This window comes from Hydrogenophaga sp. GW823-FHT04C09 (assembly GCF_058796355.1).
Genome location: NZ_JBXAIO010000009.1, coordinates 69,230 through 93,592, shown reverse-complemented (window position 1 = coordinate 93,592; position 24,363 = coordinate 69,230). Strand labels below are relative to the sequence as shown.

Here is a 24,363-nt window from a genome sequence, read left to right as displayed (position 1 = left end):
CCCTCGGTTTTCGCTTTTGCTCCCACCGCCCCAGGAGCCCAGCCGCACCCGCGTCGCACTGGGCGTGAGCTACAACGGTCGCGCCTACGACGGCTGGCAAAGCCAGCCGGGCGGACGCACCGTGCAAGACCATCTCGAGCAGGCGCTGACGCGCTTCAGCGCCCAGGACGACACGGTGAAAACGCTCTGCGCGGGCCGCACTGATGCGGGCGTGCACGGCCTGATGCAGGTGGTGCATTTCGACACCGCGCTCGACCGCCCCGAGAACGCCTGGGTCCGTGGCACCAACAGCTTTCTGCCCGACAACATCGCCGTGCAGTGGGCACGGCACGTGCCCCAGAGCTTCCACGCCCGGGCCAGCGCCCGCTCGCGCCGCTATGCCTATGTGTTGCTCGAATCGCCGGTGCGCCCGAGCGTGGACGCTGGCCAGGTCGGCTGGGTGTTTCGCCCGCTTGCGCTGGATCCCATGGTGCAGGCGGCGCAAGCCCTGCTGGGCGAGCACGATTTCACCTCGTTCCGAGCGGCACAGTGCCAGGCCCACTCGCCCGTCAAGGACCTGATGCGGGTGGACATCGCGCGCCGCGCAAGCTACTGGCGCTTCGAGTTCGAGGCCTCGGCCTTCCTGCACCACATGATCCGCAACATCATGGGTTGCCTGATCGCGATTGGCAGCGGCAACCGCCCTCCCTCCTGGATGGCCGAGGTGCTGCAGGCCCGCAGCCGCGACGCCGCCGCCCCGACCTTTTCCCCTGACGGCCTGTACTTTCTCGGACCGGTCTACGATGCCGGGCTGGGTCTGCCCGAGCGCACACCCGCTTTCGACTGGCTGCCATGACACCCCACCACCGCACGCGCATCAAGATTTGCGGCCTCACCCGCGAGGCGGACGTGGACACGGCCGTGCGCGCTGGCGCCGATGCCATTGGCTTCGTGCTGTACGCCCAGAGCCCTCGCCATGTGACGGCGCAGCGCGCCGGCGAACTCGCTCGCCGCCTGCCACCCTTCGTCACACCGGTGCTGCTGTTCGTCAACGCCACCCCGGACCAGATCCGCCAGGGCTGCGACGCCGTGCCCCAGGCCCTGCTGCAGTTTCACGGCGATGAGACGCCCGCCGAGTGCCACGCCGCCGGCCGGCCCTACCTGCGCGCGGCGCGCATTCCCACCGGCCCCGCCGGGGCGGGCTTCGATCTTCTAAAATACGCCTCGGACCACTCGGCCGCCCAGGCCATCCTGCTCGACGCGCTCGTCGAGGGCTATGGCGGCGGTGGTCAATCCTTCGACTGGACAGCCTTCCCTTGGTCACATCCACTTCTAAACGCCAGCTCTCGCCTCGTTTTGTCTGGTGGACTCACGCCTGCAAACGTGACCGATGGCATCACGCGCGTGCGGCCCTGGGCCGTTGACGTGAGCTCCGGGGTCGAAGCCGCCAAAGGCATCAAGGACCCCGACAAGATGCTCGCCTTCGTGGCCGCCGTGCGTGCGGCCGATGCGCAGACCCCCTGCCCGACCTGACCCCTTTCATGGGGTCAGGCTGGCAGTCCCACCGAGACACCCCATGCAGACGACCTACCAACAACCCGACGCCCGCGGCCATTTCGGCATCTACGGCGGCAGCTTCGTGAGCGAGACGCTCACCCACGCGATCAACGAACTCAAGGCCGCGTACGCGAAATACCAGCACGACCCCGAGTTCCTGGCCGAGTTCGAGAGCGAGCTGGCCCATTTCGTGGGCCGCCCCAGCCCGGTCTACCACGCCGCGCGCATGAGCCGCGAGGCCGGCGGCGCGCAGATCTTCCTCAAGCGCGAAGACCTCAACCACACCGGCGCGCACAAGGTGAACAACACCATCGGCCAGGCCATGCTGGCGCGCCGCATGGGCAAGCCGCGCGTCATCGCCGAAACCGGCGCCGGCCAGCACGGCGTGGCCACCGCGACCATCTGCGCGCGCTACGGCCTGGAGTGCGTGGTCTACATGGGCAGCGAAGACGTGAAGCGCCAGAGCCCCAACGTCTACCGCATGAAACTGCTGGGCGCCACCGTGGTGCCGGTGGAGTCGGGCAGCAAGACGCTCAAGGACGCGTTGAACGAAGCCATGCGCGACTGGGTCGCCAACGTCGACAACACCTTCTACATCATCGGCACCGTGGCCGGCCCGCACCCCTACCCGATGATGGTGCGCGACTTCCAGAGCGTGATCGGCAAGGAGTGTCTGGTGCAGGTGCCCGAGATGCTGGCCGCCGCCGGCTGCCGCGGCGAACAGCCCGACGCGGTGATCGCCTGCGTGGGCGGCGGCAGCAATGCCATGGGCATCTTCCACCCCTACATCCCCTACGAAGGCACCCGCCTGATCGGCGTGGAAGCCGCTGGCGAAGGCCTGGAGAGTGGCAAACATTCGGCCTCGCTGCAGAAAGGCAGCCCAGGTGTGCTGCACGGCAACCGCACCTACGTGCTGCAGGACGACAACGGCCAGGTGACCGAGACCCACAGCATCAGCGCGGGCCTGGACTACCCCGGCGTGGGGCCGGAGCACGCCTTCCTGAAGGACATCGGCCGCGCCGAGTACGTGGGCATCACCGACACCGAGGCGCTCGAAGCCTTCCACCACCTGTGCCGCACCGAGGGCATCATCCCCGCGCTAGAGTCCAGCCATGCCGTGGCCTACGCCCTCAAGCTGGCCAAGACCATGAAGCCCGACCAGTCCATCCTGGTCAACCTCTCGGGCCGGGGCGACAAGGACATCGGCACCGTGGCCGACCTCTCGGGCGTCGATTTTTACGACAGACCGTCCATGCGCGGGCTCACCGTGAAGGGGGGCAACGCCAAATGAGCCGCATCGAAAACACCCTCTCCCAGCTCAAATCCCAGGGCCGCAAGGCCTTGATTCCCTACGTCACGGCCGGTTTTCCGTTCGCCGACATCACGCCGGACCTGATGCACGGCATGGCCGAGGCCGGTGCCGACATCATCGAGCTCGGCGTGCCGTTCTCCGACCCGTCGGCCGACGGCCCCGTGATCCAGAAGGCGGGCGACCGCGCGCTGGCGCTGGGCATCGGCATGACCCAGGTGCTGGCCATGGTGCGCAGCTTCCGCGAGCGCAACAACACCACGCCGGTGGTGCTCATGGGCTACGCCAACCCGGTGGAGCGCTACGACCAGAAGCATGGCGCGGGCGCCTTCGTGCGCGATGCCAGCCAGGCGGGCGTGGACGGCGTGCTGATCGTCGACTACCCGCCCGAGGAATGCGAGGAATTCGCCGCCTCGCTGCGCGAGCACGGCATGGACTTGATCTTCCTGCTGGCCCCCACCTCCACCGACGAGCGCATGGCGCAGGTGGCGCGCGTGGCCAGCGGCTATGTGTACTACGTGTCGCTCAAGGGCGTCACCGGCGCCGGCACGCTGGACATCGGCCAGGTCGAGGCCATGCTGCCCCGCATCCGCGCGCACGTGAGCGTGCCGGTGGGCGTGGGCTTCGGCATCCGCGATGCCGAAACGGCGCGCGCCATCGGCCAGACGGCCGACGCAGTGGTCATCGGCAGCAAGATCATCCAGTTGCTGGAGAACGAACCCCACGAAAAGGTGGTGGCGGTGGCCATCCAGTTCCTTCGCACCATCCGGAAAGCGCTCGACGCATAACCAGGCCCCCACGCTCCACCGCCGCGCGGGTCGCTGCCCCCCAAGGGGGTTGGGCCTGCCTTGGGGGCGGCCCGGCGGCTGGCCCGCTCCCAGCCTCTCCCATGGTTTAATTCCCTTTGTCCCCCGCAAGGAGAGAAACATGTCCTGGCTCGAAAAACTGCTCCCCCCCAAGATCACCCCTACCGACCCGACCGAGCGCCGCAGCGTGCCCGAGGGCCTGTGGATCAAGTGCCCGAGCTGCGAAGCCGTGCTCTACAAGAACGATCTGGAAAAGAACCAGAACGTCTGCCCGCATTGCAGCCACCACCACCGCATCGGTGCGCGCGCGCGCCTCAATGCGTTCCTGGACGCTGAAGGCCGCTACGAAATCGCCCAGGAAGTGCTGCCGGTGGACGCGCTCAAGTTCAAGGACAGCCGCAAGTACCCGGAGCGCCTGAAAGACGCGCTGGAAACCACCGGCGAGACCGATGCGCTGGTGGTCATGGGCGGCGCGGTGCACGGTGTCAGCCTGGTGGTCGCGTGTTTCGAATTCGACTTCATGGGCGGCTCCATGGGCTCGGTGGTCGGCGAGCGCTTCGTGCGCGGCGTCGAAGAAGCCATCGCGCAGAAGGTGCCTTTCATCTGCTTCACCGCCACGGGCGGCGCGCGCATGCAGGAAGGCCTGCTCTCGCTCATGCAGATGGCCAAGACCAACGCGGCCCTGACGCGCCTGGCCAAGAAGGGCCTGCCCTACATCAGCGTGCTGACCGACCCGACCATGGGCGGGGTGAGCGCGGGCTTCGCCTTCGTGGGCGACGTGGTGATCGCCGAGCCCCGGGCGCTGATCGGCTTTGCCGGCCCGCGCGTGATCGAGAACACCGTGCGGGTGAAGCTGCCCGAAGGTTTCCAGCGCGCCGAGTTCCTGCAGACCAAGGGCGCGGTGGACTTCATCTGCGACCGGCGCGAACTGCGCGCCACCATCGCCAACACCCTGGCCATGCTGCAGCGCCAGAGCGCCGACGCGGTGGTCGACGATTGAGTCCCACCTCCGGGGTTGCCGAGGCGCTCACGCTGTCGCAGCTCCCGCTGTTCCCGTTGCAGACGGTTCTGTACCCCGGTGGCTGGCTTCCTCTGCGCATCTTCGAGGTGCGTTACCTCGACATGATCGGCCGCTGCCACAAGGCCGGCGCGCCCTTTGGCGTGGTCTGCCTGAGCGAGGGCAGCGAGGTGCGGCGCCTTGACCCCGAGGCGCCCCCCGGGGGCGACGGTTTTGCGAAAGAGGTGTTCCACCCCGTGGGCACGCTGGCGCAGATCGAAAGCCTGGAACGGCCACAACCCGGCCTGATGATGATCCGCTGCCGTGGCCTGCAGCGGTTCCACGTGCAGCGCCGCAGCCAGCTGCCCCATGGCCTGTGGGTGGCGGATGTGCGACTCGACGAGCCGGAGGTTGCGGTGCCCGTGCCGGAACACCTGGCCCACACCCGGGACGGCCTGCAGCACCTGCTGCAGAACCTGCAGGAGCGCGACCCGGACAGCCTGGAGCAGTTGCCGCTGCAGCCGCCCTACCAGTGGGATGACAGTGGCTGGGTGGCCAACCGCTGGGCCGAACTGCTGCCCGCGCCGGCCGAGCTCAAACAGCGCCTGATGGCGCTGGACAACCCTTTGTTGCGCCTGGAGCTGGTGTCGGACCTGCTGGACAAGCTGGGCCTGAACCGCTGATCAGCCCGGCAGCAGCGACAGCGCCTGCATGTAGCGCTCGCTGACCATCAGCGTGTCCCAATCGGGGGCGGCCATGCGGGGCAGCAACGCGAGCCGACGTTCTTCGCTCGCCGCGCTGGGCTGCCAGCGACTTTCCAGCACCGCCTGAGAGAGCGCGTCGATCGCCTCGTCGATCGGGGCGCCACCGTCCACCACCGACTGGTTGCAGAGCAGCACCATGTCCCCCCCGGCCGTGAGCGCGGCCAGCGCGGCTTCGGTGAAGCTCACTTCACGGCCACCGATCTGCCGCGCCGCGGCCATGCTGAGGTCGTCGCTGAAGATCGCACCGGTAAAGCCGAGGCGGCGCCGCAGGATGTCCTGCAGCCAGCGCGACGAGAAGCCGGCAGGGCGGTTGTCGACCTTGGGGTAGATCACGTGCGCGGGCATCACGGCCTGCAGGCTGGCCGAGAGCCAGCCGTAGGGCGCGGCGTCCTCGGCCAGGATGGCCTTGAGGCTGCGCCGGTCCACCGGGATCGCGAGGTGCGAGTCGGCCTTGACGAAACCATGGCCGGGGAAGTGTTTGCCGCAATGGCCCATGCCGCTCTGCAGCAGGCCGAGCATCAGGCCTTGCGCCAGCACCGTGACCAGGCGTGGATCGCGACCGAAGGCGCGGTCGCCAATCACCGAGCTCTCACCGTAATCCAGATCGAGCACCGGCGCAAAAGTAAGGTCCACGCCGCAGGCGCGCAGCTCGGCACCCAGCACAAAGCCGGCCGCGGTCGCGGCATTGCTCGCCTGCAGGGCCGCCGCGCCAGCGGGTTCGCCGGCCTTGGGGCCGCGCAGCCACATCTGGCCCAAGGTGGCCATGGCGGGCAGGTGGGTGAAACCGTCGGTGCAGAAGCGCTGCACACGGCCACCTTCATGGTCCACGGCGATCAGCAGGTCGTGCCGCACAGCCTTGATCTGGCGGCACAGCGCGGTGAGCTGGGCCCGATCCTGCCAGTTGCGGCCGAACAGGATGACGCCGCCGACCAGGGGATGGGCCAGGCGCTGGCGGTCCACCGTGGTCAGGCTGTGGCCGGCCACGTCGATGATGAGGGGAGCGTGAGGGTTCATGGAAACAGTTTCGGAAAAGTCAGTCCCGCTCCACCACCACGAAGCTGGCGGCGTAGTCGGTTTCGTCGGTCACGGTCACGTGCGCGCGCAGGCCTTGTGCCTCGAACCAGGTCTTCAGATCCCCGTGCAGGACGATGACGGGCTGGCCGCTGGGCAGGTTGTTGATCTCGCAGCGCCGCCAGGTCATGGGCAGGCGCATGCCCATGCCCACTGCCTTGGAAAACGCCTCCTTGGCGGAGAAGCGGGTGGCCAGGTAACGCAGACCGCGTTGCGGCCAACGCGCGCTGCGCTTTTGCCAGACGGTGAATTCGGCGTCGGTCAGCACCTTGCGCACGAAGCGCTCGCCCTGGCGCTGCAACACGGCCTCGATGCGCCGGATGTCGCAGATGTCAGTGCCGATGCCGTAGATCATGGCGCGAAGGCGTCGGCGATGCAGCGGTGGTAGTCGGCGATGGTGGCGCTGTAGCCCAGTTCCAGCGCGTCCGCGATAAGGGCATGGCCAATGGACACCTCGCTCACCCCCGGCACCGTGCGCAGGAAGGCCGTGAGGTTTTCGCGGTTCAGATCGTGCCCGGCGTTCACCCCCAAACCGGCGTCCAGCGCAGCCTGGGCGGCCGCCTGGAAACGCTGCAATTGCGCCTCGCGCTGCGGCGTGTGCCAGGCGGCCGCATAGGGCTCCGTGTAAAGCTCCACACGGTCGGCGCCCACCGCCTTGGCACCGACCATCTGGTCAGGCTCGGCGTCCATGAACAGGCTCACGCGCACCCCCAGCGCCCGGGCTTCGTCGATCAACGGGCGCAGGCGTTCGGCATCGGCCGGGAAGCCCCAGCCATGGTCGCTGGTGAACTGGCCTTCGCTGTCGGGCACGAAGGTGACCTGCTGCGGCCGCAGTTCGCGCACGAAGCCCATGAGGTTGTGGAACGGGTTGCCCTCGATGTTGAATTCGCGGTCGGGCCAGGCCTTGAGCAGCTCGGCGAGCTCGTGCACGTCGTGCGTGCGGATGTGGCGCTCGTCGGGCCGCGGGTGCACGGTGATGCCGTGCGCGCCGGCCTGCAGGCACAGCGTGGCCGCGCGCGTGACCGAGGGAATGCCCAGGTGGCGGGTGTTGCGCACCAGGGCCACCTTGTTGAGGTTCACCGACAAGGCGGTGGTCGGATGCGGGGATCGGGAGGCCACGGTCATGGTGAGGTCGCTGTGGGGAAGTTCTCTGGGGAGGCGCCCGAATCCAACGGCGTTCGTGGCCGGGTCATGGCTTGCACGTCGAGCATCAGCTGGCGGGTCTTGAACACGCGCACACCGCAATGGTAGTGCAGCAGGTTGCGCAGGGGCACGCGCACCGCCTGCAGGCAGGCCGCGCAGGCGCGCAAGGTGGGAATGAATGGCGCGGGTTCGTCCATGGCGGCCTGCAGGTCCAGCCACTGCTCGCCGGTGAGGGCCTGGCCATCATCGTCCTGCGCGGGCACCAACCCACTCTCGGGCACCAGCACATAGCGGCGCAAGGGGTCCAGGTCGGTCAGCGTGCTGCTCTCCTGGGCCAGGTCGGGCAACAGACCCACATCGCGCAACAACAGCAGTTCAAATGCCCGCAGGATCAGCGGTTGCGCATCGCTTTTCTCCGCCAGCAGTTGCACCGCAGTGGTGAAGTGGTCGAACAAGCGCTCGTGCGGGTCGTCGCGTGCGAGCAGGCGCATGAGCAGCTCGTTCAGATAGCTGCCCGAAATCAGCGCCTCGCCCGTGGGCATGACGTGCCCGCCCTGCCAGTGCGCTGCCTTGAGCGTGCGCACCTCGGCGTCGCCGCTCCAGGACACATGCAGGGGCTGCAACGGCAGCAGCACGGGGCGGAACTGGGAGGTGGGCCGCTTCACGCCCTTGGCCACCAGGGCGATGCGGCCATGGTGGCGCGTGAAGACCTCGAGCACCAGGCTGGTCTCGCTCCAGTCGTAGCGGTGCAGCACGAAAGCGGGTTCGTCGGAGAAGCGTTTCAGGGCCATGCCGTGTGGCCTCGTGTGCCGGTCGGGTGTCCAGCAGCCGCTGGCTTACTCGTAGCCGAACGAGCGCACGCGAGCGTCGTCGTCCGCCCAACCCGAGCGCACCTTCACCCAGAGCTCCAGGAACACCTTGCAGTCCCAGAGCTTCTCCAGTTCCTGCCGGGCCTCGGTGCCGATGCGCTTGAGCTTTTCGCCCTTCTCGCCGATCACCATGCCCTTGTGCCCCTCACGCTCGACCACGATGGTGGCGGCGATGCGCTTGAGCGTGCCCTCCTCCTCGAACTTGTCGATGATGACCGTGGAGGTGTAAGGCAACTCGTCGCCGGTCAGGCGGAACAGTTTTTCGCGCACCATCTCGCTCGCCATGAAGCGCTCGCTGCGGTCCGTCAAGTCGTCCGGATCGTGCATCCAGGGTTGCTGCGGCAGGTATTTTTCGCAGATCGAGAACAGGCGCTGGATGTCCTTGGGCGCCTTGGCCGACATGGGCACGAACTCGGCGAACGGATGGCGCTCCTGCATGGAGCGCAGCCAGGGCGCCAGATCACCGCGGCGGTGCACAAGGTCAAACTTGTTCGCCACCAGCATCACCGGCACGTTGGCGGGCAACAGCGAGAGCACCTTGGCATCGGCCAGGTTGAAATGCCCGGCTTCGACGACAAAGAGGATCAGGTCGACATCGTTCACCGCGCCCAGCACGGTCTTGTTCAAAGCGCGGTTGAGCGCGTTGCCGTGGCGGGTCTGGAAACCGGGTGTGTCCACGAACACGAACTGCGTGGGGCCGACGGTGCGCATGCCGGTGATGCGGTGGCGCGTGGTCTGCGCCTTGCGCGAAGTGATGCTCACCTTCTGGCCGACCAGCGCGTTGAGCAAGGTGGACTTGCCCACATTGGGCTTGCCGACGATGGCGACATAACCACAGCGTTGCTCCGCCGGGTCCACGGGTTCCGCCGCTGGTGGTTCATCCGCCGCCGGATCACCGGTTGGAGCGGCGGCGTCGGCCGTGTCTTTGCCCAGGACCCTGGCCAGCATGGCGTCCAGATCGGGGTTGGAGGAAGGGGGGGTGGCAGGGGCGGACATGGATCAGGAAGGCTGGGTGGTGCGGCTCACCACGGGGGACTCGGTGGACGCGGCGGCGGCGCCCGGGCTGGCGGTCAGGTGCTGCAACATGGCCGCGGCGGCGGCCTGCTCGCCCGCACGGCGGGAAGCGCCAATGCCGCGCTCGCTGCGACCAGTTTCCGTCACGGTGCACTCCACATCAAAGGTCTGCTTGTGCGCTTCGCCGAGCGTGGCCACGACGCGGTAGACCGGGAGTTTCATTTTGCGCGCCTGCAGCCACTCCTGCAATTCGGTTTTGGGGTCCTTGCCCATCGCACTCATCTGGGCGCTGAGCTCAACCCCGCTGTAGAGCCGGTGCACCAGCGCCGCGGCGACTTCGAAGCCCGCGTCGAGGTAGACGGCACCGATCACGGCCTCCAGGGCATCGGCCAGGATCGAGGGTCGCTTGTGCCCACCTGAGCGTTTTTCGCCATCGCCCAGGCGCAGGCAGGCCGAAAGCCCCAGGCTGGAAGCGATCTGGAACAGGGTGTCCTGCTTGACCAGGTTGGCGCGCACCCGGGACAGGTCGCCTTCGGGCAGCTGGTTGAGCTTCTCGAACAGCAGGCCGGAAATCGCCAGGCTCAGCACCGAGTCCCCCAGAAACTCCAGGCGTTCGTTGTGATCGGCGGTGAAGCTGCGGTGGGTCAGCGCGCGCTCGAGCAGGCGCGGGTTGGCAAACGGGTGTTGAAGGCGCTTCTGCAGCGCCAGCAGTTCGGGGCTCAATGGGACCAGCGCCCGCCGGGACGCTGCCGGTCCGTCATGTTCTTCACTTCGAGCGACCTTCGTATTTCATCACCAGGTGCGCCGGCCCCACCAGGGGGATTTCGCGCGCGTAAGCGAAGGAGACCACGACGCGATCCCCCTCCTTGCCCACCGTGAGGTCCTTGCCGGCCACGGCGCGGATGTCGTCGATCTGCGCCGCCTTGTCGAAGATGCTGCGCACCTCGGCCACCGTGCTGCCAGCGGCAGCCTTGTCCACCGCCTTCTTCACGGCGAGGTACTCGATGTAGGTGGGGGCCACCTGCGCGAGGATGACACCCGTGTACGCCAGCAAGACACCGACGATGAGCAGGCCGAAAAAGGTCAAACCCTGTTGTTGTCGCTTCAGCTTCATGTGTTCATCCCCTTGAAACCAACCAGCAGGCTCACTCGAACGACCCGATGCGGCCGAGGTCCCCGAAGTTCATCCAGACAAAAAAGGCCTTGCCCACGATGTTCGCGTCCGGCACGAAGCCCCAGTAGCGCGAGTCCAGGGAGTTGTCGCGATTGTCACCCATCATGAAATAGTGGCCCTGGGGCACCTTGCAGGTAACGCCCTCGACGGTGTACCTGCAGGCGTTGCTGAAGGGAAACTCCGTGGTGCCCTGGATGAAGGCCGGACGGTCGTCGTCGTTGAGGGTGTTGTAGCTGCGCGCGTCCAGGGTCTCGCGGAACTGGCGCGCATAGCGCATGGTCTCGCTGTCGAAGAACTCGGGCTGCGCCACGCGCGGCACCGGCTTGCCATTCACCGTGAGCTGCTTGTTCAGGTAGGCCACCTCGTCGCCCGGCACCCCGATCACCCGCTTGATGTAGTCCAGGCTGGGTTGCGGCGGATAACGGAACACCATCACATCGCCCCGTTGGGGGGTGTGGTTCTCCATGATCTTGGTGTTGAAGACCGGCAAGCGCACTCCGTAGTGGAATTTGTTCACCAGTATGAGATCGCCCACGCGCAAGGTGGGGATCATGGAGCCAGACGGTATCTTGAAGGGCTCGAACAGAAAGGAACGTAGGACGAAGACTGCCAGGATCACGGGGAACAGGCCGGCCGTCCAGTCCAGCCACCAGGGCTGGGCCAGCAGCTTCTGCCGCGCGTTGTCCACGTCGCCTTCGATGTGCGTGAAGCCTTGCTTGAGCAGCGCCTCCTTGCGCGTGTTGTGCTCGAGCAGCAATTGCTGCGCCGCACGGCGGCGGCGGGGCAGGAAAATCAGCTTTTCGGCGATCCAGTAGACCCCTGTCACCGCCGTTGCCAGCATCAGCAGCACGGCGAAGTTGCCCTCCACCACACCGGTGTACCAGGCGACCGCGTAAGCGGCGAACGCCGCCAGGATCACCGCGGTGATCGATGCCATGGCCGCCGGCATCAGTCCTGCACCTGCAAAATGGCGAGAAAGGCCTCTTGGGGCACTTCGACCGAGCCGATCTGTTTCATGCGCTTCTTGCCTGCTTTCTGTTTTTCGAGGAGTTTGCGTTTGCGGGTGATGTCACCGCCGTAGCATTTTGCCAGCACGTTCTTGCGCAGCGCCTTGATGGTTTCGCGGGCGATCACGTTGCCTCCGATGGCCGCCTGGATGGCCACGTCGAACATCTGGCGGCTGATGATCTCACGCATCTTCGCGGCCACCGCACGGCCCCGGTACTGGGCCTGGGTGCGGTGCACGATGATGGACAGCGCGTCGACCTTCTCGCCGTTGAGCAGGATGTCGACCTTCACCACGTCGGAGGCGCGGTACTCCTTGAATTCGTAGTCCATGGAGGCATAGCCCCGGCTGACCGACTTCAGCTTGTCGAAGAAGTCCAGCACGATCTCGCCCAAGGGCATGTCGTAGGTCAGCATGACCTGCTTGCCGTGGTAGGCCATGTTGATCTGCAAACCGCGCTTCTGGTTGGCCAGTGTCATGACCGCGCCCACGTACTCCTGGGGCATATAAAGATGCACCGTGACGATAGGCTCGCGGATTTCCTCGATCCGGCCCTGATCGGGCATCTTGGACGGGTTCTCCACCATCAGAACTTCGCCGTCGGGCTTGACCACCTGGTAGACCACGCTGGGCGCGGTGGTGATCAGGTCCTGGTCGAACTCGCGCTCCAGGCGCTCCTGCACGATCTCCATGTGCAGCAGGCCCAGGAAACCGCAGCGGAAGCCGAAGCCCAGCGCCTGCGACACTTCCGGCTCGTAGTGCAGCGACGCGTCGTTGAGCTTGAGCTTCTCCAACGCGTCGCGCAAGGCGTCGTACTGGTTGGCCTCGGTCGGGTACAGACCGGCGAACACCTGGGGCTGCACTTCCTTGAAGCCCGGCAAGGCTTCGGTGGCCGGGCCGGCGTTGTTGGGCAGCTTCTTCTCCAGCGTGATGGTGTCGCCCACCTTCGCCGCCTGCAGCTCCTTGATGCCGGCGATGATGTACCCCACCTCCCCCGCTTCCAGGGCCTCGCGCGGCTCGTTGGCCGGCGTGAACACACCGAGGTTGTCGGCGTTGTAGACGGTGTTGGTCGCCATCATCTTGAAGCGCTCGCCCTTCTGCAGGCGACCGTCGACCACGCGCACCAGCATCACCACGCCCACGTAGGCGTCGTACCAGCTGTCCACGATCATCGCGCGCAGCGGCGCATCGGGCCGCCCCTTGGGCGCCGGAATGCGCGCGACCACCGCTTCCAGAATGTCTTCCACGCCCATGCCGGTCTTGGCCGAACAGGGAATTGCATCGGTGGCATCGATGCCGATCACGTCCTCGATCTCGCTCTTGGCGTTCTCCGGGTCGGCGTTGGGCAGGTCCATCTTGTTGAGCACCGGCACCACCTCCACACCCAGGTCGAGCGCGGTGTAGCAATTGGCCACGGTCTGGGCCTCGACCCCCTGGCTGGCATCGACCACCAGCAACGCGCCTTCGCAAGCCGAGAGCGAACGAGACACCTCGTAGGAGAAGTCCACGTGGCCCGGGGTGTCGATCAAATTGAGGTTGTAGACCTGACCGTCGCGGGCCTTGTACTTGAGCGCGGCGGTCTGCGCCTTGATGGTGATGCCGCGCTCCTTCTCGATGTCCATCGAGTCGAGCACCTGCTCGCTCATCTCACGATCGGACAGCCCCCCGCACAGGGAAATGATGCGGTCAGCGAGCGTGGACTTGCCATGATCGATGTGCGCGATGATCGAAAAATTGCGGATGTGATTCATCAGGAAAGCGGCTCAGGCACGAGAAAAACCGCGGGTTCACACAGGAACGGGCGGCCATAAAAAAGGGCGCGTCAGCTGCTGACGCGCCCGTAACCAACAATCAATGGCAACTGCGATAGTTGGGGTTTCATTGTAGGCAAAAAGCCTGGAATGCACACCTCCGAACCACCGCCGTTACCCTGTTGCAGCGCAGCAACGTCAAAGTTATGCACAGCTCATTCACAGGAAAATGGGACAACGTGTGAGGCAGCTGTGGATGACTTGGGAACATCCTGCGGCACTTCCACATCGTGGATCGACGTGGCGCATGGGCACAGGAATCTGTTCAGAACAGGGGCTATTTTAGCGAATTCAGTCATGAGACCGACAAGTGTTGTAAGCGTTCACTAACAAAAAGATAATTTTGGGTGCTGCGTACTGTGGAAAACCCCGTGTGGCGAATCGGCCACCGAAAAAAATAACCCCCAATCCCAATCGGGACAGGGGGTTATTGGCCGGAGGACGCGGCTCAGCGTGCTGCGCGGATCACCGCATACTGGGCCCACTCCCCGCGGCGGAACAGCACGTTGATCGGCTTGCTCTTCTCGACCTTGCTCAGGGCAGCTTCGACTTCCTTGACGCTGGCGGTCTCGGTGTTGGCGATCGCCACGATCACGTCGCCTTCGCGCAGCCCCGCACGCGCAGCGGGGCCTTCGGCCGAGGCCACACGCACACCGCCCTTGAGAGTGAGTTCCTTCTTCTCGGCCGCAGTGAGTTCTGCCAGGCTCAGGCCCAGCGCCTGCAGGGCATTGCTGGACTGAGGCTTGGTCGGCTCCGGTGCTGCGGCCTTGGCCTCCGGGCGCTCCGGTTCGAGCTCGGCCACGATGATCGAGAGCTCGCGCTGGCTGCCCCGGCGAAACACCGTCATGCTGCTCTTGTTGCCCGGCTTGGTGTTGCCCACGAGGCGCGGCAAATCCACGGACTTGTCGATCTCCTTGCCGTCGAACTTGACGATGATGTCGCCCGGCTCCACGCCGGCCTTGGCCGCTGGCGAGTTCGGCTCCACCCCGCGCACCAGCGCCCCCTTGGGCTGGCCCAAGCCGATGGACTCGGCCACGTCCTTGCTCACCTGATCGATCTGCACGCCGATGCGGCCACGCGTCACGCGCCCGGTGGCCCGGAGCTGATCGGAGACGCGCACCGCCTCATCGATGGGGATCGCGAACGAGATGCCCTGGAAACCACCCGAGCGCGAGTAGATCTGGCTGTTGATGCCCACCACCTCGCCGCGCATGTTGATCAGCGGGCCGCCCGAGTTGCCCGGGTTGATGGCCACGTCGGTCTGGATGAACGGCAGGAAATCCCCCGTGTCGCGCTGCTTGGCACTCACGATGCCGGCGGTGACCGTGTTTTCCAGGCCGAAGGGGGAGCCGATGGCCATGACCCATTCACCGACGCGCAGGCGATTGATGTCGCCGATCTTGACGGCCGTCAACCCCGATGCCTCGATCTTCACCACGGCCACGTCGGTGCGTTTGTCCGCCCCCACGAGCTTGGCCTTGAACTCGCGCTTGTCGGGCAGGGTGACGATGAGTTCGTCGGCGCCATCGACCACGTGCGCGTTCGTCATGATGAGACCGTCCGCGCTCAGGATGAAACCCGAGCCCACGCCCCGGGGTTGCGCCTCTTCGGACGGTGGCCGCTCCTGGCGGGGGCCGCGCGGCGTCATGCCGGGAGGAATGGGAATGCCGAAGCGGCGGAAAAACTCCAGCATCTGCTCGTCCGGCGCCGAGCCGCCTGGGCCTTCCTTGCTGGCGCGCTCCAGGGTGCGGATGTTGACCACCGACGGCCCCACGAGGTCCACGAGGTCCGTGAAATCAGGCAGCCCACGCACGCTGGCCGCCGGTGGCACAGTGGGAACCTGGGCTGCCGCGGTGGACGAGGTCGCCAAGCCTGCAGCGCCGCTCACCACCAGCGCGGCCGTGGTCAGCATGCTCAGGAGCGGGATTCGCACGGTGTCGGAGCGCGTCATGGAAATCCTTTACAGGTACGCAAAAAAAGAGGATATGCCGAAAAACAAAAGGCCGCCGGGAACAAGGCCGGCCGCCGACGCGAAGCAGGCCATCTCCGGGCGGCCAGGCGACGCATCTACCGGGTTCGCTCCAAGGCGATGGCGAATCGGCGCAAGGTGGCCGCGGGCGCTTCCCCCATCACGGTCAACCAATGGTCGCCCACCCGGCGGTTGACCGAATTCGTGGCGCCCACCGTGGCGGAGGTCTCCTGCGTGTGGCGCTGCGCATCGAACGGCTCGACAAACAGGGACACCGACGCCAGGCCATCCGAGAACACCCATTGCATGGAGGCCTGGCCAGGACCTTGCGCCGCGGCTCCGGGCGTCTCGCGCGTGTGACAGCTCATGGCGGTGAAGCCAGGCACCGGCTCTTTCAGACGCCAGCCCTCCGCCTCCGCGGTGGTCTTTTTCAAGGTGGGCTTGTGGACCTCATAGCCTCGGGTGTCTTTCATGAGCTTTGAGAGCTTGTCCATGCTCACCGGGGCATCGAGCTGCAGCTCGGAGAAGGCCACCTGCTCCAGCACCGCGCCCTGCTCGCCCAGGGTCTGCAGCTTCACCACCAGCCCCGTCTGGCGCTCGGACCAGATGCGGTAGCCGAAGCGAAGGTCGTCGCGCGGCAGAATTTCCACCATGTCGGCCAGATGCCCGGCCACCCGCTGCACACCCACTTCCCGCGCGCTGTAGAACTGCGGGATCAGGTTGCTTGGCGTGCGCAGCAGCTCGGGGAACATGCCCAGCGAATCGCGTTTCTCGACGAACGCGGTTTTCGCCTCTGGCACAAAAGTGATGACCTCCTTGTTGCGGCGAATGGTCGTTCGCGGCGCGCCAGTCAGGGTATCGACCCGCTCCATCTGCTGCGCGCCATCGCACACATGCCAGATCTTCGAGGCCGACATGGCGCTTCCTGCGGACACCACCAGGGTACCGATGTAGGAGCGCTGGTTCGAGGCTTCGTGCATGCGCGTCAGCCATTCGTTGACGCTTCGCACATGGGCCGAGGCCGGTGCGTTCTGCGCATGCACCGGCGCCATGAAGCCCGAAACCAGGGCGACAAGCGCAGCCGCACCCCAGCGCCGGATGACGGGCCTTCCATGTTGAAACCGCATCACGCTCACATCACCACGAAAAGGCAGGGTCAGGACTAGCGCCATGGTGCCTCAGCGTCCTGCGGCGTCGTAAGTGGCATTGCGGATGAAGCCGGTGGGCATCTGTAGCGCCGACATGCCGCCATTCTGGCGGTGTTCGGCCAACAACTCTTCCAGACGCGCGTCGCGGATCAAGGGGCCTTGCCCGGTGTTCACCACCACCGCGTTGGACGGAGCAGCCGCCGCGCTGACCGCCACGGGAGCCGCGGCTTGTTGCGTTGGCACTGGAGCCGAGGCCAGTTGAGGGCCTGCTGCACCGCCCGGGCCCGAGGGCGCACCGCTCAACACCGTCCAGCTCACGGCCATGACGGCCGCCAGCGAGGCCAGCCCGGCCACCATCTTCCAGCGAAAAACCGCGTCATTGGCCGCAGGCACCTGCACCAGCGCTGCGGGCGGGTTTTGCACCAGCAACCGCCCCTCGCCCACGGGCGCCGACTCCGATCGCAGCCGTTCACGCACCCCGGCCAGAAAGTCGCCGGGTGCCTGGGCGGTGGCCACCACGCGGTTGCCACGCAACACATCGCCGATCACCTGGTAGGTGTGCCAACTCGCGAACACCTCCGCGCGGCCTTCATCGGCTGCGAGCAGCCCTTCGAGCAATGCGGCATCGAGCTCGCCATCCACCAGCGCGGACAAAGCCTGCTCCGGGGCAACGAGATCGATCTCTTTCTGAGGCCGAAGGTTCAAATTGACTTGTGCGGCATTCATGATGAATTTCCTGAAATTCCCTACTCGCGGGGCGATGGACAAGCTTTCAATGGCCTGCCCCGCCTCTTCTACCAGCGTTTGCCTGTCTGACGCTCCAGCATTGGCTTGATGCGCCCTGAAATGGCCTCGCGCGCCCGGAAAATCCGGGATCGCACTGTGCCGATGGGGCATTCCAGCGCTGCGGCAATCTCTTCATAGCTCATGCCCTCGATTTCCCGCAGGGTGATCGCCATGCGCAACTCTTCGGGCAGCGCGTCCATGGCGGCGTTGACCGCCTCGGCGATTTCCTTGCTGGCCAGCACTGCTTCGGGCGTTTCGGTGTCGGCCACTCCCGAATTTAGTTCGCGTTCCGGAGCGGAAGTTTCATCGTCTTCCCCGGATTTCATCTGAGACTGGAAGACCAGCGGATCGCGCTTGAGTTCCATGAGCTGTTTTTTGGCCGTATTGACCGCAATGCGGTACAGCCAGGTGTAGAACTGCGCGTCACCCCGAAACTGAGCGAGCGCGCGGTAAGCCCGGATGAAGGTCTCCTGGGCAATGTCCTGGACCAGGTCGGTGTCGCGGACCATGCGCCCGATCAGCCGCTCCACGCGGCGCTGGTACTTGATGACCAGCATCTCGAAGGCACGCTGCTCCCCCGCGAGCGTGCGCTGCACCAGCATGACGTCGCTGTCGGGTGGTGGTGGAGCGGTGTGGTCTTCGAGAGTCATGCGCGCGGAAATATAACCCAGGCCATTCGCCGGCTCATGCGCGGGCCGATATCAGCGCCCGGCGCAGGTCGTTCCAGAGCGCTGGATTGCGACCACGCTCCGCCCAGATCCAGCGCGCGGGCGCGTCTGCGGAACACAGGCGCAACAGCACAGCGCCCTGCCAGTCCATCACCCGCTCCACGCGCTGCAACGGCACGCCCTCGGGGCACGATTCGCTGTACCAGTGCCAGACACCTGCCGGCGTTTCGGGATCGCGCCTTTCCAGCGCACTCCATTTCAGCCGCCCCACGGGAGACCGTCGCCAGGTCCACAGGGCGCCCATCACCCATATGGACCACAGCGTGCCCCCCACCACGCCCGACCAGGAAGCACCGCGGGTCGGGTCGAGCCCATACCACAGGCCCAGGACAGCGGCACCCAGCACGGCCAGAAGCGCGAGCAGGACGCCATACAAACCACAACGCCCCACCGGAAACATCACCGATGGGGCGTTGTGCATGCGGATTCTTCGTGAAGATAGGCGCGATCAGAGCGTTCAGGCGCGCCGGAAAACCAGCGTTCCGTTGGTGCCGCCGAAACCGAAGTTGTTTTTCACGGCCACGTCGATCTTCACGTCCCGCGCCGTATTGGCGCAGTAGTCCAGGTCACACTCCGGGTCCTGGTTGAAGATGTTGATGGTCGGTGGCACCTTCTGGTGGTGCAGCGACAGCACGGTGAACACCGACTCGATGCCCCCGGCGCCCCCCAGCAGGTGGCCGGTCATGGACTTGGTCGAGCTGACCACCATGTTCTTGGCATGGTCACCCAGGGCCGCCTTGATGGCGTTCGTCTCGTTGATGTCACCCAGCGGCGTGGAGGTGCCGTGGGCATTCAGGTAATCCACCTGATCGGCGTTGACCCCCGCGTTGCGCAAGGCTCCCAGCATCGCACGGCGTGGGCCGTCCATGTTGGGCGCCGTCATGTGACCCGCATCGGCGCTCATGCCGAAACCGGCCAACTCGGCGTAGATCTTCGCGCCGCGTGCCTTGGCGTGCTCGTACTCTTCGAGCACCATCACGCCCGCGCCCTCGCCCAGCACAAAGCCATCGCGGTCCTTGTCCCAGGGACGGGACGCGGTCTTGGGATCGTCGTTGCGGGTCGACAGCGCGCGCATGGCGGCAAAACCGCCAATGCCCAGCGGCGACACGGTGGCTTCGGAACCACCGGCGATCATCACGTCGGCGTCGCCGTACTCGATCATGCGGCCGGCCTCACCGATGCAATGCAGGCCCGTGGTGCAGGCCGTGACGATGGCGATGTTCGGCCCCTTGAAGCCGAACTTCATCGACACGTGTCCCGAGATCATGTTGATGATCGAGGCCGGCACGAAGAAGGGAGTGATGCGCCGTGGACCGCGGTTGGTCAGCTCGGTGTGCGTGTCCTCGATCAGCGGCAAACCGCCGATGCCCGAGCCAATCACGCAACCGATGCGCGTGGCCTGCTCCTCACTGAGCTGGTCACCCGTCAGGAGGCCCGAATCCGCCACCGCCTGCATCGACGCAGCCACGCCGTAATGGATGAAGGTGTCCATCGTCCGCGCTTCCTTGGCGGTGATGTACTCATCCAGGTTGAACCCCTTGACCTCTCCTGCAAATTTGCAGGCGAAGTTCGACGCGTCGAACCTCGTGATGAAATCAATGCCGGATTGTCCGGCCAGGAGGTTGGCCCAGGAATCGGCCACCGTGTTGCCCACGGGGCTGATGCAACCCAGACCGGTCACGACGACGCGGCGACGGCTCATCTGTGCTTCAGGCCTTCTGGTTGGCCAACGCGTAGTCGATGGCTTTCTGAACCGTGGTGATCTTTTCGGCTTCTTCGTCGGGGATTTCGATACCGAACTCGTCTTCCAGCGCCATCACCAGTTCAACCGTGTCCAGAGAATCGGCGCCCAGGTCGGCCACGAAGGCCTTTTCGTTGGTGACCTGTCCCTCTTCCACACCGAGTTGTTCGGCAATGATTTTCTTAACACGTGCTTCGATATCGCTCATAGGTCCCTCTGAGGGTGGTTGAAATACAGTCCGCCATTTTAGCCGTGCCGGGAAAGTGATCCCGGGTGGCCCGCCGGGCGGCTGACGCGGCGAGGAAAAGGGGTGAATGCTCCGGACTCAGGACATGAACATGCCGCCGTTGACGTGCAATTCCTGTCCCGTGACATAGGCCGCCTGAGGGCTGCTCAGGTAAGCCACTGCGTGCGCGATGTCGGCGGGTTTGCCCAGATGCCCCAGAGGGATCTGGCCCAACAAGGCTTTTTGCTGTTCTTCGGGCAAGGACGCGGTCATGTCGGTCTCGATGAAACCCGGTGCCACACAGTTGACCGTGATGTTGCGGCTGCCCAGTTCGCGCGCCAGGGCGCGCGTCATGCCCGCCACGCCGGCCTTGGCAGCGGCGTAGTTGGCTTGGCCAGCGTTGCCCGACGCACCCACCACGCTGGTGATGCTGACGATACGGCCATAGCGCTGCTTCATCATCGGGCGGATGACGGCGCGGCTCATGCGGAAGACGGCCTTGAGGTTGGTGTCCAGCACCGCGTCCCAGTCGTCGTCCTTGAGGCGCATGGCCAGCATGTCGCGCGTGATGCCGGCGTTGTTCACCAGCACCTGCAGGCCGCCGTGGGCCTTGACGATCTCGTCGATCAAAGCCTCGGCCGCAGCCGCGTCATTCACATCCAGCTTCACGCCCCGGCAACCGGTGGCAGCGCCAGGCGCGGCCGACAGCGCCGCACCGATGCGCGCCGCGCCTTCGTCGCTGGTCGCGGTACCGATCACGATCAGGCCACGCGTCGCCAGTTCCTGCGCGATGGCCGCGCCAATGCCCCGCGAGGCGCCCGTGACCAGGGCCACCTGGCCCGCAAATTTGATTTCAGACATGGGGATTCTCCAGACTTCAGGCCAGCAAGGCCTTGACCTCGGCCAGCGTGGCGGGGTCGAACAGGGCCGCACCCGTCAAGGACGGATCCACGCGCTTGACCATCGCAGCCAGCACCTTGCGCGGCCCGCATTCGACCAGGGTGTCGATGCCGCGGGCCTTGATCGCACCCACGCACTCGACCCAGCGCACCGGCCCGAAAGCCTGCCGGTACAGGGCTTCGCGGATGCGATCGGGGTCGGACTCCACCGCAACATCGATGTTGTTGATCACGGGAATCTGCGGCGCCGCAAACGGCGTCGCGGCAAGCTTTTCCTTCAATTTCTCGGCGGCCGGCTTCATCAGGCTCGAGTGGAAAGGCGCGGACACCGGCAAGGGCAGCGTGCGCTTGGCACCATGTGCCTTGAGCACCTCACACGCCTTGTCGACGGCGGCCTTGCTGCCCGCGATGACGGTCTGCACCGGGTCGTTGTAGTTCACGGCCTCCACCACTTCGGCGCTGCCGGCACCAAAACTGGACTGTGCCTCCAGGCAACCCGCCACCACGGCCGCGGCGCTCAGGCCCAGCACGGCCGCCATGGCCCCCGTGCCCGGTGGCACCGCCTCCTGCATGGCCTGCGCACGAAAGCGCACCAGCGGAGCGGCCTGTGCGAGGGTCAAGGACCCCGCAGCCACCAGCGCGGAATACTCGCCCAGCGAATGCCCCGCGACCGCCATGGGCAAAGCGCCACCTTCGGCGCGCCAGACGCGCCAGGCCGCCACGCCCGCCACCAGCATCACAGGCTGGGTGTTCACGGTCATGGCCAGCACATCGGCCGGGCCTTCGTGGATCAGCTTGCCCAGGTCTTCACCCATGGCATCCGAAGCTTCCTTCAGCGTCTCCTGAACGGCGGGGTGATCGCCCCACGCATCGAGCATGCCCACGGCCTGAGAGCCCTGGCCCGGAAACACAAACGCAAAATTCTTCATGGAGATATTCAGTTCAGACGAAAGCAGAGAAGGCGGTGCTCAGAAATCGAGCAGCACCGAGCCCCAGGTGAATCCGCCGCCAACGCCTTCGAGCATCAGCGTGTCGCCTTTTTTGACTTGTCCCTGTCGCACCGCGTGGTCCAGCGCCAACGGGATGGAGGCCGCCGAGGTGTTGCCGTGCTGGTCGACGGTGACAACCACCTTGTCCAGCGGCAGTTTGAGCTTGCGCGCCGTGCTGTGCATGATGCGGATGTTCGCCTGGTGCGGAATCAGCCAGTCGATGTCCTCCGTGGTCTTGCCGGCCTTGGTCAGCGTGGCCCGCGCGGTGTCTTCCAGCACGCCCACCGCCAGCTTGAAGACCGCCTGGCCATCCATCTTGAGCAGCGGGTCACCAAGGATCTGCCCGCCGGAGACGTGGCCCGGCACACACAGAATGCCCGTGTGCTTGCCGTCTGCATGGATGTCGGTGGCCAGAATGCCCGGCGTGTCCGAGGCCTCCAGCACCACGGCACCGGCGCCATCGCCAAACAGCACGCAGGTGGTGCGGTCGCTGAAATCGAGCAGGCGGCTGAAGATCTCGGTACCGACCACCAGGGCCTTGCGCGAGGTGCCCGAGCGGATCAATGAATCCGCGACGGTCAGGGCGTAGATGAAACCCGTGCACACCGCCTGCACGTCGAAAGCCGGGCAACCGGCGATGCCCAGCTTGCGCTGCACGATGGTCGCGGTCGAAGGAAAGACCATGTCCGGCGTGGACGTGGCCACGATGATCAGGTCGATGTCGCCCGGCGCCACCTGGGCCGCGGCCAAGGCCTGTCGGCAGGCCTCGACGGCCAGATCACTGGCATAGACCCCGTCGGCCACGAAGTGACGCGCCCGGATGCCGGTGCGTTCGACGATCCAGTCGTCGCTCGTTTCCACGCCGCGCGGTGCCAGCAGCTCGACCATGTCGGCGTTGGTCAGGCGCTGGGGCGGCAGGCTGCTGCCAGTGCCGGTGATGCGGGCGTAGCGTGTCATGCGGGTGAGAGGCGAAATTTCAAAGGGTCGGAATGCTCTTGAGCTCGCTGGGCACGGACTCCGGAGCAATCAGCGGCTTGGCGTGGGCGATGCGCTCCCGCACGTTGTCCAGCAATTTGTTGTGGGCCGCATCATAAGCCCGGCTCAGCGCATGTTCGAACGCAAAGGCATCCGCCGATCCGTGGCTCTTGAACACCAGCCCTTTCAGGCCGAGCAGCGCCGCACCGTTGTACCGGCGGTGATCAACGCGATTTTTAAACGACTTTAAAACTGGATAGGCGACGATGGCCGCCATTTTTCGAAAAATGTTCTTCGAGAATTCTTCCCGGATGAAGCCACTGATCATCGAAGCCAGGCCCTCGCTGGCCTTGAGCGCCACGTTGCCGACGAAACCATCACAGACCACGATGTCCGTCGTGCCTTTGAAAACGTCGTCGCCCTCGATGTTTCCGAAGAAATTCAGATCGCCGGTGTTGGACGCATTTCGCAGCAGAACACCGGCTTGTTTGATGACTTCGCTGCCTTTGATGACTTCTTCACCCACGTTGAGCAGCCCCACCGTCGGCTCCTGCCGACCCGTGACCGCCGCCACCAGAGCCGAGCCCATCACGGCGAATTGCAGCAGGTGCTCGGCCGAACAATCGACGTTGGCGCCCAAGTCCAGCACCGTGGTCGCACCACCCCGGGCGTTGGGCATCTGGGTGGCGATGGCCGGGCGATCGATGCCATCCATGGTCTTCAACACATAGCGGGCGATGGCCATGAGCGCCCCGGTGTTGCCGGCCGAGACGGCCGCCTGCGCGGCACCGTCCTTGACCTGGTTGATGGCCACCCGCATCGAAGAGTCCTTCTTGCGGCGAAGCGCCACCTCCACCGGATCCTCCATGGTCACGACCTCGCTGGCCGGCACCACCTTGCAACGCACGTTGTTGAGCAGTTGGGGCCAGGCGCGAAACACCTCGGGCTTGCCCACGAGCAGAAGTTGCGCCTGGGGATGAGCAGCCAGAAAGGCCGTGCAGGCAGGCATGGTGACGGCCGGCCCGACATCCCCGCCCATGCAATCCACAGCGATGGTGATCATGACAACACCCCGGATCGAGCGCTTTGTGCACCCCAAGAACAAAAAAAGCCCGCATGCAGCATGCGGGCCTGTGCCTCACTGGCCAACCGGACCCCGTTCGCGACACCGCGGCGAGGCCCGTGGCGGCCCGCCATCAGGCTTCGGACTTGTTTTTCAGCACTTGGCGACCACGGTAGAAGCCGTTGGGGCTGATGTGGTGGCGCAGATGGGTTTCGCCGGTGGTGGGTTCCACGGCGATGCCGGGCACGTTCAGCGCATTGTGCGAACGGTGCATGCCGCGCTTGGAGGGGGACTTTTTGTTTTGCTGAACAGCCATGGTGGGCTCCTGAAATCGGTAGG

General features: G+C 65.7%; 27 protein-coding genes. 6 read left to right on the top strand and 21 right to left on the bottom strand.

The genetic code is table 11. From position 1 onward, the window contains the following. Positions 1–16 precede the first annotated feature (16 nt). The 6 genes from truA (at position 17) to AC1Q9M_RS22060 (ending at position 5,331) form a co-directional block, all read left to right on the top strand. Positions 17–835, top strand: coding sequence for a tRNA pseudouridine(38-40) synthase TruA (truA, locus tag AC1Q9M_RS22085; RefSeq protein ID WP_492435774.1), 819 nt, complete (start codon positions 17–19; stop codon positions 833–835). After that, a complete protein-coding gene (locus AC1Q9M_RS22080) occupies positions 832–1,512 on the top strand; it encodes a phosphoribosylanthranilate isomerase (protein ID WP_492435772.1) in 681 nt (226 codons plus the stop codon). Before truA ends, AC1Q9M_RS22080 begins: the two co-directional genes overlap by 4 nt. A gap of 43 nt (positions 1,513–1,555) precedes the next feature. Continuing rightward, positions 1,556–2,827 (top strand): tryptophan synthase subunit beta, encoded by a 1,272-nt coding sequence (gene trpB / locus AC1Q9M_RS22075; protein ID WP_492435770.1) that lies wholly within the window; start codon positions 1,556–1,558, stop codon positions 2,825–2,827. Further along, positions 2,824–3,633, top strand: coding sequence for a tryptophan synthase subunit alpha (gene trpA / locus AC1Q9M_RS22070; RefSeq protein ID WP_492435768.1), 810 nt, complete (start codon positions 2,824–2,826; stop codon positions 3,631–3,633). Before trpB ends, trpA begins: the two co-directional genes overlap by 4 nt. Before the next feature lie 139 nt (positions 3,634–3,772). Continuing rightward, positions 3,773–4,651, top strand: coding sequence for an acetyl-CoA carboxylase, carboxyltransferase subunit beta (gene accD, locus AC1Q9M_RS22065; protein ID WP_291114198.1), 879 nt, complete (start codon positions 3,773–3,775; stop codon positions 4,649–4,651). Further along, positions 4,648–5,331 (top strand): LON peptidase substrate-binding domain-containing protein, encoded by a 684-nt coding sequence (locus tag AC1Q9M_RS22060; RefSeq protein ID WP_444687179.1) that lies wholly within the window; start codon positions 4,648–4,650, stop codon positions 5,329–5,331. The genes accD and AC1Q9M_RS22060 overlap by 4 nt, the downstream gene beginning before the upstream one ends. On the opposite strand, the gene nagZ is transcribed toward AC1Q9M_RS22060, so the two are convergent. The 21 genes from nagZ to rpmF form a co-directional block, all read right to left on the bottom strand. Continuing rightward, a complete protein-coding gene (gene nagZ / locus AC1Q9M_RS22055; protein ID WP_444687180.1) occupies positions 5,332–6,426 on the bottom strand; it encodes a beta-N-acetylhexosaminidase in 1,095 nt (364 codons plus the stop codon). A gap of 19 nt (positions 6,427–6,445) precedes the next feature. Further along, a complete protein-coding gene (acpS, locus tag AC1Q9M_RS22050; protein ID WP_382321211.1) occupies positions 6,446–6,838 on the bottom strand; it encodes a holo-ACP synthase in 393 nt (130 codons plus the stop codon). Beyond that, a complete protein-coding gene (locus AC1Q9M_RS22045) occupies positions 6,835–7,608 on the bottom strand; it encodes a pyridoxine 5'-phosphate synthase (protein ID WP_492435765.1) in 774 nt (257 codons plus the stop codon). Before AC1Q9M_RS22045 ends, acpS begins: the two co-directional genes overlap by 4 nt. Beyond that, entirely contained in the window at positions 7,605–8,417 is an 813-nt protein-coding gene (gene recO / locus AC1Q9M_RS22040) for a DNA repair protein RecO (RefSeq protein ID WP_492435763.1), read from the bottom strand. Before recO ends, AC1Q9M_RS22045 begins: the two co-directional genes overlap by 4 nt. Before the next feature lie 45 nt (positions 8,418–8,462). Continuing rightward, positions 8,463–9,491, bottom strand: coding sequence for a GTPase Era (era, locus tag AC1Q9M_RS22035; protein ID WP_382321214.1), 1,029 nt, complete (start codon positions 9,489–9,491; stop codon positions 8,463–8,465). Between the two features lie 3 nt (positions 9,492–9,494). Then, positions 9,495–10,232 (bottom strand): ribonuclease III, encoded by a 738-nt coding sequence (gene rnc, locus AC1Q9M_RS22030; protein ID WP_382155905.1) that lies wholly within the window; start codon positions 10,230–10,232, stop codon positions 9,495–9,497. 43 nt (positions 10,233–10,275) lie between these two features. Further along, positions 10,276–10,623, bottom strand: a complete 348-nt coding sequence (locus AC1Q9M_RS22025; protein ID WP_382155902.1) for a DUF4845 domain-containing protein — start codon at positions 10,621–10,623, stop codon at positions 10,276–10,278. A 31-nt stretch (positions 10,624–10,654) separates the two neighbouring features. Then, entirely contained in the window at positions 10,655–11,620 is a 966-nt protein-coding gene (lepB, locus tag AC1Q9M_RS22020; RefSeq protein WP_382155899.1) for a signal peptidase I, read from the bottom strand. An 11-nt stretch (positions 11,621–11,631) separates the two neighbouring features. After that, positions 11,632–13,440 carry a translation elongation factor 4 gene (lepA, locus tag AC1Q9M_RS22015; protein WP_444687181.1) on the bottom strand — a complete coding sequence of 603 codons (1,809 nt, stop codon included), beginning with the start codon at positions 13,438–13,440 and terminating at the stop codon, positions 11,632–11,634. Positions 13,441–13,948: 508 nt separating this feature from the next. After that, on the bottom strand, positions 13,949–15,412 hold the full coding sequence (locus AC1Q9M_RS22010) for a DegQ family serine endoprotease (protein ID WP_444687497.1): 1,464 nt from the start codon (positions 15,410–15,412) through the stop codon (positions 13,949–13,951). Positions 15,413–15,567: 155 nt separating this feature from the next. Then, positions 15,568–16,641, bottom strand: coding sequence for a MucB/RseB C-terminal domain-containing protein (locus AC1Q9M_RS22005; protein ID WP_492435760.1), 1,074 nt, complete (start codon positions 16,639–16,641; stop codon positions 15,568–15,570). A gap of 6 nt (positions 16,642–16,647) precedes the next feature. Beyond that, positions 16,648–17,343 carry a sigma-E factor negative regulatory protein gene (locus AC1Q9M_RS22000; protein ID WP_492435758.1) on the bottom strand — a complete coding sequence of 232 codons (696 nt, stop codon included), beginning with the start codon at positions 17,341–17,343 and terminating at the stop codon, positions 16,648–16,650. Between the two features lie 68 nt (positions 17,344–17,411). Beyond that, entirely contained in the window at positions 17,412–18,053 is a 642-nt protein-coding gene (gene rpoE, locus AC1Q9M_RS21995; RefSeq protein WP_382155888.1) for an RNA polymerase sigma factor RpoE, read from the bottom strand. 34 nt (positions 18,054–18,087) lie between these two features. After that, complete coding sequence (locus tag AC1Q9M_RS21990) at positions 18,088–18,552, bottom strand: hypothetical protein (protein ID WP_382321222.1); 465 nt, start codon at positions 18,550–18,552, stop codon at positions 18,088–18,090. A 36-nt stretch (positions 18,553–18,588) separates the two neighbouring features. Further along, the gene (gene fabF / locus AC1Q9M_RS21985) at positions 18,589–19,833 is read right to left on the bottom strand and encodes a beta-ketoacyl-ACP synthase II (protein WP_382155882.1); all 1,245 of its coding nucleotides are present in this window, start codon (positions 19,831–19,833) and stop codon (positions 18,589–18,591) included. A 7-nt stretch (positions 19,834–19,840) separates the two neighbouring features. After that, entirely contained in the window at positions 19,841–20,080 is a 240-nt protein-coding gene (acpP, locus tag AC1Q9M_RS21980) for an acyl carrier protein (protein ID WP_066269448.1), read from the bottom strand. 117 nt (positions 20,081–20,197) lie between these two features. Next, entirely contained in the window at positions 20,198–20,959 is a 762-nt protein-coding gene (fabG, locus tag AC1Q9M_RS21975; protein ID WP_492435755.1) for a 3-oxoacyl-ACP reductase FabG, read from the bottom strand. A 16-nt stretch (positions 20,960–20,975) separates the two neighbouring features. Continuing rightward, positions 20,976–21,926 carry an ACP S-malonyltransferase gene (gene fabD, locus AC1Q9M_RS21970; protein WP_382321227.1) on the bottom strand — a complete coding sequence of 317 codons (951 nt, stop codon included), beginning with the start codon at positions 21,924–21,926 and terminating at the stop codon, positions 20,976–20,978. A 39-nt stretch (positions 21,927–21,965) separates the two neighbouring features. Next, positions 21,966–22,943 carry a beta-ketoacyl-ACP synthase III gene (locus AC1Q9M_RS21965; protein WP_492435753.1) on the bottom strand — a complete coding sequence of 326 codons (978 nt, stop codon included), beginning with the start codon at positions 22,941–22,943 and terminating at the stop codon, positions 21,966–21,968. A 19-nt stretch (positions 22,944–22,962) separates the two neighbouring features. After that, positions 22,963–24,024, bottom strand: a complete 1,062-nt coding sequence (gene plsX / locus AC1Q9M_RS21960) for a phosphate acyltransferase PlsX (protein ID WP_291114260.1) — start codon at positions 24,022–24,024, stop codon at positions 22,963–22,965. A 133-nt stretch (positions 24,025–24,157) separates the two neighbouring features. Further along, positions 24,158–24,340, bottom strand: coding sequence for a 50S ribosomal protein L32 (gene rpmF, locus AC1Q9M_RS21955; protein WP_005794249.1), 183 nt, complete (start codon positions 24,338–24,340; stop codon positions 24,158–24,160). Between the last annotated feature and the right edge of the window lie 23 nt (positions 24,341–24,363).

Bases quoted from the DNA above. Each gene is read 5' to 3' on its own strand.
- AC1Q9M_RS22080 (WP_492435772.1), top strand. From the start codon at position 832: ATGACACCCCACCACCGCACGCGCATCAAGATTTGCGGCCTCACCCGC.
- trpB (WP_492435770.1), top strand. From the start codon at position 1,556: ATGCAGACGACCTACCAACAACCCGACGCCCGCGGCCATTTCGGCATC.
- trpA (WP_492435768.1), top strand. From the start codon at position 2,824: ATGAGCCGCATCGAAAACACCCTCTCCCAGCTCAAATCCCAGGGCCGC.
- accD (WP_291114198.1), top strand. From the start codon at position 3,773: ATGTCCTGGCTCGAAAAACTGCTCCCCCCCAAGATCACCCCTACCGAC.
- nagZ (WP_444687180.1), bottom strand. From the start codon at position 6,426: ATGAACCCTCACGCTCCCCTCATCATCGACGTGGCCGGCCACAGCCTG.
- acpS (WP_382321211.1), bottom strand. From the start codon at position 6,838: ATGATCTACGGCATCGGCACTGACATCTGCGACATCCGGCGCATCGAG.
- AC1Q9M_RS22045 (WP_492435765.1), bottom strand. From the start codon at position 7,608: ATGACCGTGGCCTCCCGATCCCCGCATCCGACCACCGCCTTGTCGGTG.
- recO (WP_492435763.1), bottom strand. From the start codon at position 8,417: ATGGCCCTGAAACGCTTCTCCGACGAACCCGCTTTCGTGCTGCACCGC.
- era (WP_382321214.1), bottom strand. From the start codon at position 9,491: ATGTCCGCCCCTGCCACCCCCCCTTCCTCCAACCCCGATCTGGACGCC.
- AC1Q9M_RS22025 (WP_382155902.1), bottom strand. From the start codon at position 10,623: ATGAAGCTGAAGCGACAACAACAGGGTTTGACCTTTTTCGGCCTGCTC.
- lepB (WP_382155899.1), bottom strand. From the start codon at position 11,620: ATGGCATCGATCACCGCGGTGATCCTGGCGGCGTTCGCCGCTTACGCG.
- lepA (WP_444687181.1), bottom strand. From the start codon at position 13,440: ATGAATCACATCCGCAATTTTTCGATCATCGCGCACATCGATCATGGC.
- AC1Q9M_RS22010 (WP_444687497.1), bottom strand. From the start codon at position 15,412: ATGCTGACCACGGCCGCGCTGGTGGTGAGCGGCGCTGCAGGCTTGGCG.
- AC1Q9M_RS22005 (WP_492435760.1), bottom strand. From the start codon at position 16,641: ATGGCGCTAGTCCTGACCCTGCCTTTTCGTGGTGATGTGAGCGTGATG.
- AC1Q9M_RS22000 (WP_492435758.1), bottom strand. From the start codon at position 17,343: ATGAATGCCGCACAAGTCAATTTGAACCTTCGGCCTCAGAAAGAGATC.
- rpoE (WP_382155888.1), bottom strand. From the start codon at position 18,053: ATGACTCTCGAAGACCACACCGCTCCACCACCACCCGACAGCGACGTC.
- AC1Q9M_RS21990 (WP_382321222.1), bottom strand. From the start codon at position 18,552: ATGCACAACGCCCCATCGGTGATGTTTCCGGTGGGGCGTTGTGGTTTG.
- fabF (WP_382155882.1), bottom strand. From the start codon at position 19,833: ATGAGCCGTCGCCGCGTCGTCGTGACCGGTCTGGGTTGCATCAGCCCC.
- acpP (WP_066269448.1), bottom strand. From the start codon at position 20,080: ATGAGCGATATCGAAGCACGTGTTAAGAAAATCATTGCCGAACAACTC.
- fabG (WP_492435755.1), bottom strand. From the start codon at position 20,959: ATGTCTGAAATCAAATTTGCGGGCCAGGTGGCCCTGGTCACGGGCGCC.
- fabD (WP_382321227.1), bottom strand. From the start codon at position 21,926: ATGAAGAATTTTGCGTTTGTGTTTCCGGGCCAGGGCTCTCAGGCCGTG.
- AC1Q9M_RS21965 (WP_492435753.1), bottom strand. From the start codon at position 22,943: ATGACACGCTACGCCCGCATCACCGGCACTGGCAGCAGCCTGCCGCCC.
- plsX (WP_291114260.1), bottom strand. From the start codon at position 24,024: ATGATCACCATCGCTGTGGATTGCATGGGCGGGGATGTCGGGCCGGCC.
- rpmF (WP_005794249.1), bottom strand. From the start codon at position 24,340: ATGGCTGTTCAGCAAAACAAAAAGTCCCCCTCCAAGCGCGGCATGCAC.